The sequence below is a fragment of the Methanosarcina sp. MTP4 genome, assembly GCF_000970045.1.
Lineage (GTDB): Archaea > Halobacteriota > Methanosarcinia > Methanosarcinales > Methanosarcinaceae > MTP4.
Window position 1 is genome coordinate 2,932,941 of the sequence record NZ_CP009505.1, and the last position, 17,252, is coordinate 2,950,192.

Below are 17,252 nucleotides of genomic sequence, written 5' to 3' on the forward strand. Positions count from 1 at the left end.
CCTCTCGAAAATATGAGAAACTGCAGGGAGTGAACACAATAACGATTTAATTCTTCTACAGGATATAAAGTTTGTGAGGGATAATGAAAAAAAAGAGAAAGAAAAGGGGAGAAAAAGAAGAAGAAGAAGAAGAAGAAGAGAAGTAGGGAAGTAGGGAAGTAAAGAAGTAGAGAAGTAGAGAAGTAGGGAAGTAAAGAAGTAGAGAAGTAGAGAAGTAGAGATAAAGGAGAAAGAGCAGGAACCCAGGAGACAGAAAAAAATCAGTAGATTAGATATATTTAAAAGTTAATAAAAATTTAAATCAAGTATATTTAGAAAAATGTGCATTAAAAGAGTTTTTTTGGACAAAAAGACATTAAAAATACAACAATAGGAAATATAAATAGTTTATAACCATTATTTACCAGGATAAACAATAATTGACTCTTTTTTTGCGCCAATATCTAAGGGCAATGCTTAAAAATAATAATTGCTATCTGAACTCAGTTTAAATTGACTATTTTTCAAGGATGTAAAAATGATCACGAAATTAATTCCCAGGAAGGTATTTTTTACAAGTGGAGTGGGCACCCACCCCGAGCACTTAGAATCATTTGAAGTTGCGCTCCGAGATGCAGGTATTGAGACTTTTAACCTCGTGACCGTAAGTTCGATCTTGCCCCCAAAATGTGAAATTGTATCCAGGGAAGACGGTTTGAAAGAGTTAAGTCCGGGAGAAGTCGTCTTTTGTGTAATGTCCAGAATCTCTTCAAACGAACCGAGAAGGATGCTCAGTACTTCTGTCGGATGCGCTCTTCCACAAGACATAAATAAGCATGGTTATATTTCAGAATACCACGCTTATGGAGAAACTGCAAAAGACGTAGGGGAACATGCTGTAAAGCTTGCAAAAAGCATGTACAGTACCTGGACCAATGAGATACCCCTCAAGACTTTCAGCATTCCCGACTCGTCCGTTGTCGGGGAGAACGGAGATTGGATGACTGTAATCTCTGTAGCGGTTTTTGTAATCTAATAGGATCTGTTATCAAACATAGGACCTGTTATCAAACATAGGACCTGTTATCAAACATAGGACCTGTTGTCAAAAAGGGGCCCCGTATTCGGCAGACAAATCCCTTTTTCAGGGATTTAATGCTTTTGAAGTCCTGTCGGGACGGCAGGTCTGAACCGAGGGTCAGCATATATTAATATTTAATAAATAATATACAAACTCATGAGCTAATAGTACCTCCAATCCTGTTGCCGAATACATACAGATCCGGAAACTGTTATCATTCAGAAGAGACTATTATATGAGATCTTATTAGTCGCTTTATAGGAGACCCTACTGCCTCCCAAAAAGAAGAACTATTAACCCCAATTCATCAATCAATTATTCATTGCGGAGAGTGGCATGCATCACAATGTATTTACCAACACCCCAACCGTTCCAATAGATGTAAAGGACCGGTCCGTAAGCGATGTACTGGACGGGATGCTCAGAACCGGCTTCCAGGGTAGAAAACTGGCTGAATCAGTCCAGGCCTGGCAAAACATGCTCAAAGAAGAGAACATGACAGTCCTCATGGGCTTATCCGGAGCCATGGTCCCTGCAGGCATGCGCAGGGTCATCTCCTACATGATCCGGGAAAGAATGATCGACTGCCTTGTAAGTACCGGGGCAAACCTGTTCCATGACTGCCACGAAGCCCTTGGCAGGAAACATTACGTGGGTTCACATCTGGCAAATGACGAAAAACTTTTTGAACATGGTGTGGACCGGATCTACGACGTTTTTGCAGTTGAAGACGAGTTCAGGGTAGCTGACAACCTTATTGCGGACTTTGCAGAGGAAATCGGAGAGATGTCCTGTTCGTCAAGGGAGTTCATGTACCTGCTCGGAAAGGAACTGGCAAAGCGCGGAGCCCCAGAAGACTCAATAGTCGTAAGTGCATACAGGCACAACATCCCGATCTTTGTCCCGGCAATCTCGGACAGTTCCATTGGAATCGGGCTCACAATTGCAAGGAGAAGAGGAATAAAAATCGAAATTGACCAGATAAAAGATGTGGATGAGATCACGGAAATTGTGGAAAAATCCAGGAGAACCGGCGTAGTCTACGTTGGCGGTGGAGTTCCCAAGAATTTCATCCAGCAAACGGAAGTAATCGCGTCCATCCTGGGAAACGATGTAGGAGGGCATGATTATGCAATCCAGTACACATCAGATTCTCCCCACTGGGGAGGACTCTCAGGCTGTACTTTTGACGAAGCAGTTTCCTGGGGGAAAATAGCAGCCCAGGCAAAAAAAGTACAGGTCTTTGTGGATGCGACCATTGCTCTTCCCATAGTTGTCCATGCCCTGCATGAGAAATGCCGCGGAATGAAGCGTTCAGCCCCCATTTTCAAGTGGAAAGGAACGGAAGGGCTTGAAATCGGATTTGAGGACTAATCACCCTCACAAATATTTATTATATTTGAAAGCTTATAGTGTAAGGCGAGAAGGAGAGGAAATAAATGGGTAAACGAACTCGAATAATCAACGATCCTTCCTATTTAGTACCATTACTCAGGACTTTCGGGTCCCGAACTCACAAAAAAGTTTTTGATGCACTTTCGAGCAAATGGATGACAAAAACCGAACTTGATGAGTTTATGGGCACTGACTCGGGAAGAAGTCTTCAGATTCTGAAAAAAGCCGGACTTCTTGAGAGCCAGTGGAGAGTTCCCGAAGCGGGGCAGAAGCCCTCAAAAGAGTTCCATACATCCTATTCAAAAGTACAGGTAAATTTCCAGTGTTCTTTTGAAGATTTGAGCGATATAATCATGCTGACCTTTAAACCCTATGAAGAGGTCAAGGACGCAATCGAAGAACTGGAAAGACTGGTCGGAGAAGGTAATAATTCAATGAGCAACCTGACCCGGACCCTTAACAAGAACCCATTTTACATATGTTCCGTTGCCCGCAGGTCTGAACACCTTTCGGTTATGGGACAAAGATTAAAACTAATCGAAGGAAACGAGGAGAATTACGATTGATGATTAAAATCCTCCAGACAAAGAGCGGAGTCACGAAGTTCCAGGTCCTGATCGAGGTCGCAGCCCACCAGCCGAATGTGAGGCAAAAGGAAATCGCTGCCAAGATAGGGATAACCCCCCAGGCAGTTTCCGAATACATCAAAGAGCTGGTTGCTGACGGACTGATCGTCACCGAAGGACGGGTGAGGTACAGGATTACAAAAGAAGGCGTTGAATGGGTCCTTGAAAACGCCGGAGAACTTAAACGCTACGCCCGCTTTGTCATGGAGGACATCATCAGCCATGTCTCGACCTGGACAGCCATCTCAAGGGAAGAACTCAAGGAAGGCCAGGAGGTCTACCTGAAAATGGAAGGCGGACTCCTGTATGTCAGTAGTACTGATAAGACAGGAGCAGCCGGGACTATCATTTCCAATGCGGAAGTCGGGGAAGACGTTGGAGTAACCAACCTCAGAGGCCTCATCGACCTGGAAACCGCAAGCATTACGGTCTGCAAGGTCCCCAGGGTAGAGAGAGGGGGCTCAAGAAATGTGGACATAGAACGTTTGAAGATGCTCGCAGCTTCAAAACCGTATATATCAGCCATTGGAGTAGAAGCCCTGATAGCTCTTCGCAAGATCGGGGTAACCCCGAACGTCATGTTCGGCACCAGCGAATCCGTAATAGAGGCAGCATATCATGGGCTTTCTTCTCTTGTCGTATCCGTCGACGAACAGGTTGCGGCGCTCCTCAACCGGCTCGAGACCGAAAACCTTGAATATGAACTCGTTGACCTGACCCTTGAATCTTAAATAAGTTCCCGGGAAATTCCCGGCTATTTTTTATTTCCACAGGTTCAACCCGGAAAACGGTTTTAATCCGGATCAGTCAGGCACCTGAGGCTGTTACTTAATGTTATCAGGGTCTCGTGCTAATTCCATATTGCACGTTTTTATCTTTTGTACACCTAATCTGAAGGACAGACTTTGTACAATCAATGCTTTATCCCATCAGTAGGGGTTAAACGCCAGGAGTTAAAAAGTAAAGAGCTAGAAAGAGGTTTTCCAATGAAACTTATCGTACTCTCCGACACTCACATGAAAACCGGCAATATCCCTCCGCAACTTCAAACCATTCTCGCTGACTGCGACTTGGTCGTCCACGCAGGCGATTTCAGTTCTCTCGAAGCTTACGAAGCTTTCAAAGCCACAGGGAAACTTAAAGCCGTTTTCGGAAATACGGACCCCTTTGAACTGAGGCAGCGCCTACCCGAAAGGCTGAAATTCGAAGTTGAGGGGGTAAAAATCGGAGTCGTGCATGAAGGAGGGCTCTCCATAACGGACACGACTGCCCAGGGCTATCTTGCACAGGAAATGGGTGTGGACGTTTTGATTTTCGGACACCTGCACCACCCCCTGATAGAGAAAAAAGAAGTAATGCTGATCTGCCCGGGCTCGCCTACCAAACCCAGGATGTCAAGGCCCAGCGTCGTGGAACTGCTAATCGAAAAAGGATCCGTAACCGGCAGGATCATTTCCCTCGAAGGAGACATCTGCGGGTTCATGAAGTTTAAGGATACCCTCAAGGGACTTGAAAAAGGCAAAAAAGGTACACCCTGAACTTATACTGATGAGCCGGAAGGAAAAGAAAACATGCCGAAAAGAACTAATTCAAATTAAGGCATATATTGATAGCCCGGACTACACTTCCGGAACAATGCCTTCAAAGAACTGATTTTACCGAGCTTTTTTACCGGAAACAGCCATGACCCGGCATCTGGAGTCTCTGAGACACCTATGCCCCTGCTACCCCTTTATCCGCTTCATTAGTTCATGCGGCTTATATTGTCTTGCGGTTCATATTGTCGTGAAGCTCACATAGTTTCCAGTTTGAACATAGCACCCGTACCATGAAGGCTAAGGTACACCTTGTCCCCAAGCTCCAGGACCTGATCGAGGCTTGCGATGCCGTTCCACTGGAATTCAAAGTCGTAACTGCCCTTGGTGAGTTCAAAACCGAGAGACATAAGTCTCCTGTTGACCTCGGAAGGACGCTCGCCTTCACTGTTGAACCAGACCAGAAGATAAGTTTTCATAGGATCATCTCGTGATGCTTTTTTATTTATAAGCATGCTTCTTTTGTTTATCAAGATTTTGCCTTTAACCTTATTAGCAAACGAAATAAAAGAAAGGACGTTGTAAAGTGATGGTTATTTTGCTTCTTATATCGGAAACTTTAGCAGAGCAGCGGCAGAATATTACATAAAGAATCAAGGGTAAGTTGACGCTTATAGCCCCTGGGCTAAAGACCCAGGGGTTTTACGCTCTATATATAAAGAGAAAGGACAAGAAAAAGAAAGGAAAGAAACAGAGAAAAGGAAAATAAATCTCCTGTTCTCCGGAAAGGTTTTCAATCACACATTTTCCCTTAGGGACTCAAGTGTTTTCTTAACTATAGAACGGTAAAAAGCCGTATCCGTTGCATAGTGTTCCTTTGCAAGTTTTGCGTTTGGGTCTTCTTCCGTCTCAAAGCCCTTAATCCGTTCAAGAGTCTCTTTTGCCGTATCGAGCACCCAGAGGTCCCGGGTCAGTTCGTCCACCTGCTGGATAGATTCGGGACGGATTGAAGTTAAGACATTTCCGTCATCTGTGGTGTAGGTACTGGCCTTCCCCACCACCGCCACAAAAGCAGGAAGTTCGCACTCCGACAGGAACTGTGCGGGTTCGGGCTGGTACTGCCCTGCGTAGACAAGGAAAGAGCCCGTCGGGTCCGAGACCCTGCCTCTCCAGTACTCGGAGTCCGTACCGATGTCCTCTTTTTCGATAAGGGTGCCCACAAGGAAGATGCGGTTCACTTTTGCCCCGGTCGGGGTCAGGAGATACTGCGGAGCGTACTGGTCGCTCTCGTCCCTGGAGGTCAGGTTCGAATCCTTCAATTCCTGAGCAAATACTCTACGTGCCACTTCTCTGAAAAAGCCAGCCATTTTACTCCACCTCCAGTTCCGCAAGCATTGCCTCAAGGAGTTCCCTGTCCAGAGAATCCTTCGGTGCAATCGATTCCACAAGGAGGTACCGGTCAAGTTTCGGACCGCTAACTATGTAATACCTTCCTATGAGTTCCTGTTTCAGCCTGTCCAGCACAACCCCCGGATCAAGAGCATCTGCAGCCATGGCAATTGCGCCGTCAAGGGAGATGCCTGCAAGCTCTTCGGTAAGTTCGCGGTTTATCAGGGCATCCTGGGTAGAAGTTCCGGAATCCAGGACCGCCTTGATCCTTAGATCGTATTCCCCCCTTACCTTCCCGTGCTCGGCACAGGCGCCTTTCACAAGGGCCCGCTTACACTCAGGGCAGCGCTTGATCAGCCCTGAGCCAGTCTGGATGTCCACCATTGCTCCGGAGTATGTGAAAGTTGAGGTCCCAACTTCAATATCCTCATCAAGCCCTTCAATGGAACTCCCTCTGTTAAGCTGGATCTGAGCTCTGCCGTTCCACTCGCTCACCACCACGTTTTTCAACAGGTAACTTTTGCCTTCTTCCATGTCCGGAAGTTCGGAACTTGCCCAGTTAGTAAACTTGACAACCCCTGTCTCGTCCCCTATAAGCCCTGTCTGCTCTATTGACTCGTGGGAATTTTCCCAGAGCTGCACCACTTTTCCCCTGACCGTAACCCACTGGTTATTTCCCTCAAGGTCGACAATATTCCTGAGTTCGGACTCCCTTTGGCCTGGAGTGAAATCGCCCCCTCCGACTTCCACTGGTTCGGAAAGCTTCTCTGCCGAGCTATTCCGATTGAGCTGGACCTGGAACCTGTCGTTATATTCACCCGTCACCACACTCCGGAAAAGATAGCTTTCCCCTTCTTCGAGGTTAGGGAGTTCAGCGTTTTGCCATTTGGTAAACTTTATGATGCCAGTCTCATCCCCCAGAAGTCCGACCTGGGAAATAGACTCGTGATTGTTTTCCCAGAGCTGTATGACCTTTGCATTAATGTTTGCCCACTGCCCATTTTCAGAGATATCAGTAATTTTGGTAAGTTGAGGCTCAGCCTGTCTCACATAAAACTCATTTTTAGGAATGGAATATTTCTTCAAGAAATAATTGACAACGCTGCGCTGCGCTTCATTGTCAGGCACTTTGAATTTCTTTATCAGTTCGTCGAGTCTTTCTTCGATGTCCTCAATAGGCACATCGACGCCAAGTTTCAAAAACCTGTCTTTAATTGATTCTGCAATTTGTCTCATAGTTCTACCTCAGGCCTCTTGGTTGTCTTCTTATAGAGAGGCACTTTAAGGTATGCATTTGGAATATTTAAATCTGTACAAAGCAGGGTGAAAGTGTTCAGTCTTTAATCAGTCTGCTATCCCCCACAGGAAAAAATTCAGGAGAAGAAAATCAGAGTGATTATCCCCTTCCGTATATGTTTTTCACACACAGGAAAAAAATCACTCGTCCTTTTTAAGCCTGAATTTATAATGCTAAATTATTTTCGCAGTTTTTTTATTTTCATAAAGTATATTTATAGGAAATATATTCTCAGGGACATCAAGAACCATTATCAAAGACTATACCTTGCAAAATATTTAAAATTATTTGTGAAGTATATCAGCAGTGCGCTTGGCTGCATCCCCTTCCCCGATCACGGTTATTATATCTTCATATTCAAGCACAAGACTCCCGTGAGCGATGATGGAATCACTACCCCGCTGCACCATTACAAGGAGGCTCTTTTCAGGGAACTGGATATCTTTGATGGCTTTTCCGACTACTTTGGGGTTAGTGACCTTGACTTCCATCATGTCCCCTTCACCCCCGACCTCGCACATGGAGAAAAGGTGGGGCCTTCCGATCATGTTGTCAAGCACAACTGCCGTTGTCGTGGCCGGACTCATGGCGCGGATGCCCAGATCCCAGAAAGCCTGCAGGTTTTCGATCTCGTTTACCCTGGCTACCAGCTGGTCACCCCTGAATCCGAAAGAAGCTTTTGCAATCTGGCAGAAGAGAAGGTTCGTGTTGTCCTTATTGGTTGTCGCAACCACATATTTGGCATTTTCAATTCCTGCCTTTTTCAGGACATTTACATCCCCGGCATCGCCCTGGACGATCCGGATTCCGAGTTCCATGCACTTCTTGCAGTTATCCTCGGAAATGTCCACAACTACAACATTTTCTCCTCTTCTGTCAAAGCGTTCGGCAAGAATCCTGCCTACCTTTCCTCCACCAATGATAAGGATTTCCATAGGGATTACCTCCAGTATATCTGCCACTTTTTTTGACAGGCTGCCACTCATGAAGACCGTGATGATAACCGTAAGGAAGACAAGCCCCACAAGGGTCTGCCCCCCGGGAATGCCCATCGAATCAAGCTTGATTGCAAAATAAGTCGCAACCGAAGTCGGCACAACGCCCCTGGGCCCAACGAAGGAAATGAAAAGTTTCTCATTCGTGCCGATCCGAGAGTTCCACATTGAAACGAAGACCGCCACCGGGCGGATCAGGAACACGAGAAGCAGCACAAGGGCTATCCCGCTTGCCCCTATCCTCTGGATATCCTCGAATTTTAGCATTGCCGCAAGCAGGATGAAAATCAGGGAGAGCATCACAATCACAATGTCGCTCTTGAATTCCTTGATGGTCTCCTTGTAAGGAAATTCCGAAGTTCCGAGGATGATCCCGAAGACAGCTACAGCCAGAATCCCTGACTCATTGCCAAGGTATTCTGAAAGGACGAAGCAGGCAAACACGGCGGTAAGGGAAACCAGCCTTGCGGTCTGTTTGCTGATCGCCGTCCCCCGGGTAAAGAACCAGCGGAGAGCAAAACCGCTGAAAGAACCCAGAGCAATTCCGATTCCCAACCTGTAAAGGATAAAGACTACCGCATCCGTCCCGGAGAGTTCTGCTGCGACCCATTCGAAGACCATTGCTGCAAGGATCACACTGGCAGCATCATTCAGGACCCCTTCAAGCTCCAGGATCTTGCCGAGCTTGTGGCTGATCTGGATGTTTCTTACAATGGGAGAGATCACTGTCGGCCCTGTTGCCGTGACAAGGGCTCCGAAAAGGGCGGCTAGTTCGAGAGGGATCCCTATCAAGAGGCTGGTCAAAACCGTGGTTCCCAGAAAGGTTACAAGGACTCCGATTGTTGTCAGTTTCAGGACACTTTCCTGAACCATCCTGATATGCTTCAGGTCAATGTGAAGCCCACCGTCAAAAACAATAACGGCTACCGAGATTGCCACGATAGCACTGAGCCCCTCGATGTAGAGGGCAGGATCCAGCAGGTTCAGGACTTCGGGCCCTACGATAATTCCTTCGATCAACAGGAAAATGATAAAAGGAATCCGGAAATAACGGCTGAGTGCCTGTGCGGCAAGGGACATGATAAGCACGGCAACTACCAGCCCAAGTAGAAGTATCGGATCAAGCATGAGATTCCCTGTAATAATGCGTACACTTAATAAAAATCCTTAGTGGACATCCGAGATAAATTGAACGGTAAGACATGTCAAGGTGTTGTTGCCAAAAAACACAAAAATGCTTAGTAATGTATACAGTATCATACAATTGTTTTATATAAATTTGACTCCTGATTGTTAACCTCCTTGAGGACTTACTGCCCGATAACCCCTAATAGATATAAATTGTCATATATAAATTTGACTTATGATCCTCAAACCCCCGGGAACCTGCTGCACGAGTACTTTCATCAAATATAAAATGAGAAAGGAAATCCCAGGAGAAGGAATAGTTTTTTTACAATGCCTGCCAATCTATTTTCAGGGAAGTATTACCGGTTAGGGGAAATGTTACCGGTTCAGGGAAGTATTACCCGAAAATTCTCAATTAAAAAGCCTTTTACCTTGAAATCCGGTTACAAGAAAACCTTTCTTAGGGAGTGAAAGAAATGGCAAAAGCAACATGGAAGGGAAAGGTGCTCGCAGAAAGCGATGAACCTAAAATAATCGAAGGGAACCTCTATTTCCCGCCAGAATCCGTAAACAGAGAATACTTTAAGGAAAGCGAAACCCACACTACCTGCCCCTGGAAAGGGAAAGCAAACTATTATGACGTGGTTGTGGAAGGAGAGGTCAACAAAGCCGCTGCATGGCATTATCCGGACCCAGAACCTGCTGCAAAGGAACTCAAGAATTATGTAGCTTTCTGGAAGGGTGTGGAGGTAGAGGCATAAGTTGCTGAGGCACAAAGAAGAGGTGAAAAATTATTCTGAAAAACTAAACAATAAAAAGACCATTAAATATAATAATCTAAAACCCGGTAAAAACCGATAAAAACAAATTTAAAAAACAAATCTCATCTCTACATCTCATTTATAGATCTCAAATTTAGATCTCATCGCTAAGTTTCATTTTTAGGCATCATTTTCAAGGTATTTCGGGGTCAAACGGCGTTCCAACACCGAGAAGAAGAAGTCAAGGAAAAGGGCAATGGCTATAACCGGAAGGGTTCCTGCAAGGATTTTTGCAGTATTAAAGTTGGTAAGCCCTTCGAAAATCATTGACCCTAGTCCCCCGCCTCCTATAAGGGCTGTCAGCACGGCTATGCTGTTTGCAAGGATGGCAGCAAACTTGAGCCCTGCAAATATGGCAGGATAGGCATTGGGCAACCGGACATTACGGATTATCTGGAACTCCGTCAGCCCTATTCCCTTTGCAGAATCGATTAGAGCAGGGTCTACGTTGAAAAGCCCTATATAAGTGTTCTTGATAATCGGAAGCAGGACACGCAGCATAATGGCAATGACTGCCGGGGTAAAGCCTATCCCGATAAGAGGGACTACAACGGCTACAACCGCAAAACTCGGGACTGCCTGGACAAGATTGGAAAACCTCATGACCATTGAAGCCAGCCTCTTACTGTACAATGAGAGAAGGACCAGAGGGACGGCAACGATAATTCCTGCAAGAAGTGCCGTATAAGCCAGGAAAAGGTGTTCAAGGGTAGCTTCCAGAATTTCTGCGTTTATGACCATGTCCCGTACCTCACCTTCAGCCTGTTCTCAATAATGCCTGCTCCCCCGTCCAGGATTACTGCCAGCAGCCCGACCCAGGCTCCTGTTACCAGGATTGTCCCCATGTCATAGAGCTGTATCCCGTTCTGGAGAGCTGCTCCAAGCCCTCCTGCAGCGATCAAGCCCCCAAGTGTCACGACTCCCATGGTGAACACGACAGCTATCCGGATACCTCCTGCTATCAGGGGCAGCGCCAGGGGAAAACGTACTCTCATAAGGATTTCCCCGGGATTAAGCCCCAGGGCTTCGGCGATCTCTACATATTCCCTGGGAACGTTTGCAAGGCCCGTATACGTATTTCTGGCTATGGGCAGGATGGAATAGAGGATCGAAGCAGCAACCGTCGGGCCTGTACCTATCCCGAAAATGGGAAGTAGGAGTACAAGGAGCGCAACATCCGGAATTGTCTCCACAACGTTCAGGCCGTTCAGGACCGGGTCTGCAAGCTTCGGGTTCCGGTAAATAAGGACTCCCACAGCTACGCCCGCAAGGATGGAGACAAAAAGCGCAATTGCGAACATATAGAGGTGTTCAAGGGTGCGAAGCGAAAGGACCTGGGTATTCCAGACCCTCTGGACTTCCGTTAAAACTTCATTTATAATCTGGACGACTTCGCTCAGGTAACCCACCATTCCATAAGCTGCCTCAAGTTTAGATCGGAATTTTAGATCAAACTTTTAGATCAAACTTTTAGATCAAACTTTTAGATCAAACTTTTAGATCAAACTTTTAGACCAAACTTTTAGATCAAACTTTTAGATCAGTCCCTGGAGAACCCTGTCGGAAAAAAGAAGACCTACCGGAATTGCCCCTTCCAGGACCAGCGCCATGGACTCCTCCTCTTCCTTGAGCTGCATCAGGGCCTCGAAAAGTGAAGCATCTGCAGGAACTACGAGAAGGGATTTTGAGATTTCTTTCAGGCTTTTCCCGGTCTTTCCGGCCTTCAGGACTTCATTTAATGAAATTTTTCCCACAGTCCCGGATTCTTTAAACACGAAAGCGACTTCAAGTCCGTCATCAACCATTTTTCTAAGAGCAATTTCGGCAGGTAGATTTCCTTCCAGGAAATATCCGGGATCAAGGGGCTGCGCCATATCCCTTACTTTCAACGCTTCCATGTGCCTGTATTTTCTTTTCGAGTCAACAATTTCAGAAACAAGCTCACTTGAAGGCTCAAAGATCAGTTCTTCGGGAGTTCCCACCTGAACAAGAGAAGCGTTATCCATAATGGCAACCCGGTCCCCCAGCTTGAAAGCTTCATTGATGTCATGGGTAACGAAAACGATGGTCTTCCCGAGTTCCTTTTTTATTTTGCAGAACTCGTCCTGGAGCTGGGTCCTGAGAAGAGGGTCAAGTGCCCCGAAAGGTTCGTCCATAAGGAGCAGCGGAGGGTCCATAGCAAGAGCCCTTGCAAGCCCGATCCTCTGCTGTTGTCCCCCGCTAAGCTGGTGAGGATAGCGGTCCATGAAACTTTCAGGAGGCAGGGATACGAAATTCAGAAGTTCGCTGACCCTTTCCCGGATTTTTACTTCATCCCACCCTTCCAGTTTCAGGATGAGTCCGATGTTTTCCGAGACTTTCAGGTGCGGGAGCAGACCGATGTTCTGGATCACATACCCGATGCTCCGCCTGAGCCGTACCGGGTCGAAGTCCCCCACATCCTCTCCGTTTATGGACACTCTCCCGATATCGGGTTCTATCAGGCGGTTGATCATCCGAAGGGTAGTAGTTTTCCCGGAACCGCTGCGCCCGATCAGGATCATAAGTTCCCCTCCCCTGACCTCAAGGTCCAGGTCCCTGACGGCGAAACGGTCCCCATACTTCTTCGTTACGTTTTCGAGCCTGACGGACTCGATTCGGTTAAAAAGTTTTTTGAACTTCATGAATTAAACTGAAACTTTGCAGAGATTCTGAACACGATACCGAAACCCGGTACTGAAGCCTTTAGAGAACTTAGACTGGCAGAGCAATTAGACTGGCAGAGCAATTAGACTGGCAGAGCAATTAGACTGGCAGAGCGCTTAACCCGGTTTGGTGTTTAACCTTAAAGAAATTCGGAGTAAAGCAAAAATCTGGAACAATCCGGGACGAAAAAGATCCCCGGACCGCCAAACCTCGGCAGAGTACCGAAACTTGTAAGAGTCCTGAAACTCCTCAAGGATAACGTACCTAAAAGAGCTCCGGAATCAGCCCGAAATCAGGCCTTCTTCCACAAGGAAGGCCCGCGCGATGTCCCTGGCTTCCCGATTTTCGATGTCGTACTCTCCGTTAAGCTGCCGCATGGTATCCGAATCAATCCTGCCTTCGAGTTCCGCAAGTATCGCCACGATTTCGGGGTACTCCTCCTCAAACTCGGCCGAAACCAGCACTACCGCATCGTATGGAGGCAGGGCGTTTTGATCGTCCTCAAGCACCTTCAGTTCGTAAAGGTCATTTCGGGTGTCAGTGGTATAGGCACTTATGGCATCCACTTCTTCATTCTTGATGGCTTCATACATTATGCCCGGAACCATGGGGTTGTAGTTCTTGAACGTGAACCCGTAGACCCGGTCGATCTGGGGCAGCCCGTCTTCCCGCGTGGCAAATTCGGGGTCGGTGCCAATTTCCATATCAGGGGCATGGGGTGCAAGATCACTTATCGTGAAAACCTCGTTGCTTTCCGCCCATCCCTCATCCACGGCAATGGCATAGGCGTTTTCGAAGCCCAGGCTGGCAGCAATTACAATTCCGTCCCCCTCAAGGAGCCCTTGCTCGGATTCTTCGTATACGAGCTCAGGGTCCCATTCCTCAAGGGGCGGTTTTTTCAGGATCTGGCTGTAGATGGTCCCCGTATAATCCACGTAAGAATGGATGTCCCCTTTTTTCAGAGCCTCGTAATTTACAAGCGTGCCCCCGAGGTTCTCCTTCACATCGGTATTGTATCCGCGATCTTCGAGCAAAAGTGAAATCATATGCGCTGTTATGTAAGATTCCTGAAAAAGTTTGGTTCCGATTACGATGGTTTCAGAAGTTACCGGGCCAAGCCCATCAGCAGCTTCACCTTCAACCTCACCTTCAACCTCACCTTCAACCTCACCTTCAACCTCACCTTCAAGCCCGCTTTCCTGTTCATCTGCACCGTTATCCGAACAGCCGCTGACCAGAAGAGAGGCAATGAGCATTAAAACTACCAGAATATTCAGTTTCATCCGAATCTTTATAAAAATCCCCCCATACAATATGATCGAGATCAAGCTCCTAACCGAGAAAAAACGACCTCTGAGAATTGAAGTCAACTTTACCGGATTGGAGTCAGTGTCACCTCAGGATCGAAATTAATCCCCTAATGATTGAAATTAATCCCCATAACGATTAAAATCAACCTCCAAATGATTGAAATAAATCTTCTAATGATTGAAATTAATCCCCCATAACGATTAAAATCAACCTCCGAATGATTGAAATAAATCTTCTAACAAATATTCCTTTTTATCTAATTATAACTTTGTATGGGTTACCCAAATGAGTAAAAACAGAATCCAGATATTTTGTAATTATTTATGGGTAAATCAAAACGGTCGAACTGGAAACTCAAGGCGTTTGAGTTATATCCCTTGTCGCTGTTAAGGGGTGCCATGGATTTACTTTCGATCTTTCTTTTTCTGTTGAGCCTTGCGATGATCAGCAAGGGATCGGACTGGTTCATAGAATCAGCCGTGGCAATCTCAAATAAAAGTGGGATCCCAAAAATGATCATAGGGGCTACCATCGTAAGCTTCGCGACCACAGCCCCGGAATTCGCAGTGTCCGCAACTGCAGCCTATATCGGGCATACCGACATGACGATAGGCAATGCCGTAGGTTCTGCAATCTGCAATACGGGCCTTGTACTGGGTTCGATCATAGTCGTAAAGGCAATCCCGGTCCGGGACCACACATTTCCGATAAAAAGCGGCCTGATGCTCCTCTCAGGAATCGTCCTGATCCTTTTGAGCCGGGACGGAGGAATTTCCGGGCCTGACGGATTGGTCCTCCTTCTGGTCTTTTTCGCGTTCCTTTATCACGCCTCGAAGACCCAGTACAAAATCTTCGGAAAAGAAAGGGCAGGGTCCGGAAAGGTCAAAATCAAGGAAATGCAAAAGGACATTGTCTTCTTCGTTATAGGGGCCCTCTCGGTTGTCATAGGGAGCAGAATCCTGGTCGATTCCGGAATAAAGATCGCGGAATGGTTGGGCATCCCGGAAGTGATCATAGCCCTGACCATGGTGGCAGTAGGGACCTCCCTTCCCGAACTTGCAACTGCAATCGCATCCCTTAAAAAAGGCCATCAGGACCTTTCCATAGGAAACATCCTCGGGGCAAACACCATGGACATTGCAATGATCCTCGGAGCCTCATCTCAGATCCGCTTGCTACCGGTTTCAGACCAGTTAGCAGGGTACGACTTTCCCTTCATGCTTGTAATCATGCTCGCCCTCATTATCTTCGGGCTAACTGGCAAAAAGCTGGAAAGATGGGAGGGCGCCCTTATCCTGGGAGCTTATCTTGTGTATGTGGCAGGGCTCTTTACCTGGTACGGATGATATAAAACCTCATCTGTCACCTGCCACTTTTTTTAACGAACATTTTTTAACGAACATTTTTTAACGAACATTTTTTAACGAACATTTTTTAACGAACATTTTTTAACGAACACTTTCATAAACCTTATCTTGCCCCTGCTGCCTTTTTTCACGAATCGTTCTTCACAAACTTTTTTAATGAACAGCTTTAATGAACAGCTTTAATGAACAGCTTTAATGAACAGTTTTTCATACACCTTTTTAAAGAACCCCTGCAAAAGAACTTCTACAAAACTCTACAAAATAAAAGGACCTCGGCAAAATATTGAATAGTGACCACATCCCATCGGGAACTGCAACAATACCCTACGATGCTCTATATACCGGTTCGTACCGATCTGGAGCTAGCAGGAACTTTTGAAGGCAATGTATAAATTCTAAAAAAGATTCATTTATATTATGAAAGCCATCATCCTTGCAGCAGGGGAGGGGCTGCGCTGCAGGCCTCTTACCCTTACTCGTTCTAAGGTTATGCTTCCGGTAGCCAACAAGCCTATCCTGGAACATGTCATAAATTCACTCGAAGAAAATGGGGTCAAAGAGATCATACTGGTTATTGGATACGAAAAAGAACGCATAATGGACTATTTTGAAGATGGGTTGAATTTCGGGGTCAACATAAAATATGTGGAACAAAAAGCCCAGCTCGGGACAGCCCATGCAATCAAACAGGCAAAGGAGTTGATCGGTCCCGATGATACCGCGTTTCTTGTCCTGAACGGGGACAACCTGGTAGAAGCCAGGACTATCGCAGACCTCCTTTCGAACTGCGAAGGGGACGCAAGCCTCCTGACCGTAAAAATGGAGGAAACCGAAGGTTACGGGGTCGTGCTGACCGAAGGGAAGAAGGTTAAGCAAATCCTGGAAAAAAGGCCGGGCGATGTAAGCCGTATAGTAAATACCGGAATCTACGTCTTTACACCACAGGTTTTCGAAACCATAGAAAAAACTCCCATATCCGAATATGGAGAATATGCCATAACAGACACCCTGCAGCTAATGATCGATGAGGGGAAAACGGTTACCGCTGTTCCCACTGATTCCAAATGGCTGGACGCGGTCCACGCCTGGGACCTCCTGAAAGCAAATTCCATCGTACTGAATGCCGCAACAGAGACAGTGACGGAAGGAAAACTGGAAGACAACGTAGTTACAAAAGGGAAAGTGTCGGTCGGGAAAAACACAAAGATAAGGTCAGGCACATACATAGTGGGCCCTGTTATGATCGGGGAAAACTGCGACATCGGACCAAACGTCGTGATCCTTTCTTCGACAACCATAGGAGACAACGTCTCTATCCGGCCTTTTACAGAAATCCAGAACAGCATTATAATGAACGACTGCAGGATTTCATCCCACTGCTGTGTTTCAAATTCCATAATCGGCAGCAATAACACCCTGGGCTCTTACTTCGTTGCGGAAGAAAAGGAAAACCTGGAGATCAACATGAACGGCGTCATACACAATGCCCCGAAACTCGGAACAATTGTGGGCGACGACAACAACATCGGATGCAGGGTGCTCGTAAAAGCCGGAGTCACGATTGCCGTCGACTGCCAGGTCGAATCGGGAAAGACCGTACACAGGCACCTTCCCCGTAGTTCGGTGGTCCTGTGATGTCAAAA

16 protein-coding genes and 1 pseudogene are annotated in these 17,252 nt (G+C 46.5%); 9 read left to right on the forward strand and 8 right to left on the reverse strand.

Annotated features, from left to right (window positions below):
• Nucleotides 1-517 precede the first annotated feature (517 nt).
• The 5 genes from MSMTP_RS12110 (at nt 518) to MSMTP_RS12130 (ending at nt 4,619) form a co-directional block, all read left to right on the forward strand.
• Complete coding sequence (locus MSMTP_RS12110) at nt 518-1,015, forward strand: pyruvoyl-dependent arginine decarboxylase (protein WP_048179756.1); 498 nt, start codon at nt 518-520, stop codon at nt 1,013-1,015.
• Between the two features lie 381 nt (nt 1,016-1,396).
• Complete coding sequence (locus tag MSMTP_RS12115) at nt 1,397-2,434, forward strand: deoxyhypusine synthase (RefSeq protein WP_048179759.1); 1,038 nt, start codon at nt 1,397-1,399, stop codon at nt 2,432-2,434.
• 65 nt (nt 2,435-2,499) lie between these two features.
• Nucleotides 2,500-3,021 (forward strand): ArsR family transcriptional regulator, encoded by a 522-nt coding sequence (locus tag MSMTP_RS12120; protein WP_048179762.1) that lies wholly within the window; start codon nt 2,500-2,502, stop codon nt 3,019-3,021.
• On the forward strand, nt 3,021-3,812 hold the full coding sequence (locus MSMTP_RS12125; RefSeq protein WP_197076194.1) for a MarR family transcriptional regulator: 792 nt from the start codon (nt 3,021-3,023) through the stop codon (nt 3,810-3,812). The genes MSMTP_RS12120 and MSMTP_RS12125 overlap by 1 nt, the downstream gene beginning before the upstream one ends.
• A 255-nt stretch (nt 3,813-4,067) precedes the next feature.
• Nucleotides 4,068-4,619 (forward strand): metallophosphoesterase, encoded by a 552-nt coding sequence (locus MSMTP_RS12130; RefSeq protein ID WP_048179768.1) that lies wholly within the window; start codon nt 4,068-4,070, stop codon nt 4,617-4,619.
• A 254-nt stretch (nt 4,620-4,873) separates the two neighbouring features.
• On the opposite strand, the gene MSMTP_RS12135 is transcribed toward MSMTP_RS12130, so the two are convergent.
• On the reverse strand, nt 4,874-5,095 hold the full coding sequence (locus MSMTP_RS12135; protein WP_048183505.1) for a hypothetical protein: 222 nt from the start codon (nt 5,093-5,095) through the stop codon (nt 4,874-4,876).
• Nucleotides 5,096-5,201: 106 nt separating this feature from the next.
• Between MSMTP_RS12135 and MSMTP_RS19360 the strand changes: the two are divergent.
• Nucleotides 5,202-5,279, forward strand: a pseudogene (locus tag MSMTP_RS19360) (IS200/IS605 family transposase); the annotation flags it as partial.
• Nucleotides 5,280-5,413: 134 nt separating this feature from the next.
• Here the strand turns inward: MSMTP_RS19360 and MSMTP_RS12140 are convergent.
• From MSMTP_RS12140 to MSMTP_RS12150, 3 genes are all read right to left on the reverse strand, one after another.
• Nucleotides 5,414-5,983: an RPA family protein gene (locus MSMTP_RS12140; protein WP_048179770.1), complete on the reverse strand. Its 570-nt coding sequence runs from the start codon at nt 5,981-5,983 to the stop codon at nt 5,414-5,416.
• Nucleotide 5,984: 1 nt separating this feature from the next.
• On the reverse strand, nt 5,985-7,241 hold the full coding sequence (locus tag MSMTP_RS12145; RefSeq protein WP_048179773.1) for a replication protein A: 1,257 nt from the start codon (nt 7,239-7,241) through the stop codon (nt 5,985-5,987).
• Between the two features lie 345 nt (nt 7,242-7,586).
• Nucleotides 7,587-9,425, reverse strand: a complete 1,839-nt coding sequence (locus tag MSMTP_RS12150; protein WP_048179776.1) for a cation:proton antiporter — start codon at nt 9,423-9,425, stop codon at nt 7,587-7,589.
• Nucleotides 9,426-9,901: 476 nt separating this feature from the next.
• Between MSMTP_RS12150 and MSMTP_RS12155 the strand changes: the two genes are divergently transcribed.
• Nucleotides 9,902-10,186, forward strand: coding sequence for a DUF427 domain-containing protein (locus tag MSMTP_RS12155; protein ID WP_048179779.1), 285 nt, complete (start codon nt 9,902-9,904; stop codon nt 10,184-10,186).
• A 180-nt stretch (nt 10,187-10,366) separates the two neighbouring features.
• Here the strand turns inward: MSMTP_RS12155 and MSMTP_RS12160 are convergent, their stop codons facing one another.
• The 4 genes from MSMTP_RS12160 to MSMTP_RS12175 form a co-directional block, all read right to left on the reverse strand.
• Nucleotides 10,367-10,987, reverse strand: coding sequence for an ABC transporter permease (locus MSMTP_RS12160; protein ID WP_048179782.1), 621 nt, complete (start codon nt 10,985-10,987; stop codon nt 10,367-10,369).
• Entirely contained in the window at nt 10,978-11,658 is a 681-nt protein-coding gene (locus MSMTP_RS12165; RefSeq protein ID WP_048179785.1) for an ABC transporter permease, read from the reverse strand. Before MSMTP_RS12165 ends, MSMTP_RS12160 begins: the two co-directional genes overlap by 10 nt.
• Nucleotides 11,659-11,781: 123 nt before the next feature.
• Nucleotides 11,782-12,909, reverse strand: a complete 1,128-nt coding sequence (locus MSMTP_RS12170) for an ABC transporter ATP-binding protein (protein WP_048179787.1) — start codon at nt 12,907-12,909, stop codon at nt 11,782-11,784.
• 303 nt (nt 12,910-13,212) lie between these two features.
• Nucleotides 13,213-14,214, reverse strand: coding sequence for a glycine betaine ABC transporter substrate-binding protein (locus tag MSMTP_RS12175; RefSeq protein ID WP_048179789.1), 1,002 nt, complete (start codon nt 14,212-14,214; stop codon nt 13,213-13,215).
• 426 nt (nt 14,215-14,640) lie between these two features.
• On the opposite strand from MSMTP_RS12175, the gene MSMTP_RS12180 reads away from it, so the two are divergent.
• Together MSMTP_RS12180 and glmU are read left to right on the forward strand one after the other, a co-directional pair.
• Complete coding sequence (locus tag MSMTP_RS12180; RefSeq protein ID WP_048179792.1) at nt 14,641-15,588, forward strand: calcium/sodium antiporter; 948 nt, start codon at nt 14,641-14,643, stop codon at nt 15,586-15,588.
• Nucleotides 15,589-16,026: 438 nt separating this feature from the next.
• Nucleotides 16,027-17,244 carry a bifunctional sugar-1-phosphate nucleotidylyltransferase/acetyltransferase gene (gene glmU / locus MSMTP_RS12185; protein WP_048179794.1) on the forward strand — a complete coding sequence of 406 codons (1,218 nt, stop codon included), beginning with the start codon at nt 16,027-16,029 and terminating at the stop codon, nt 17,242-17,244.
• Nucleotides 17,245-17,252: the final 8 nt, after the last annotated feature.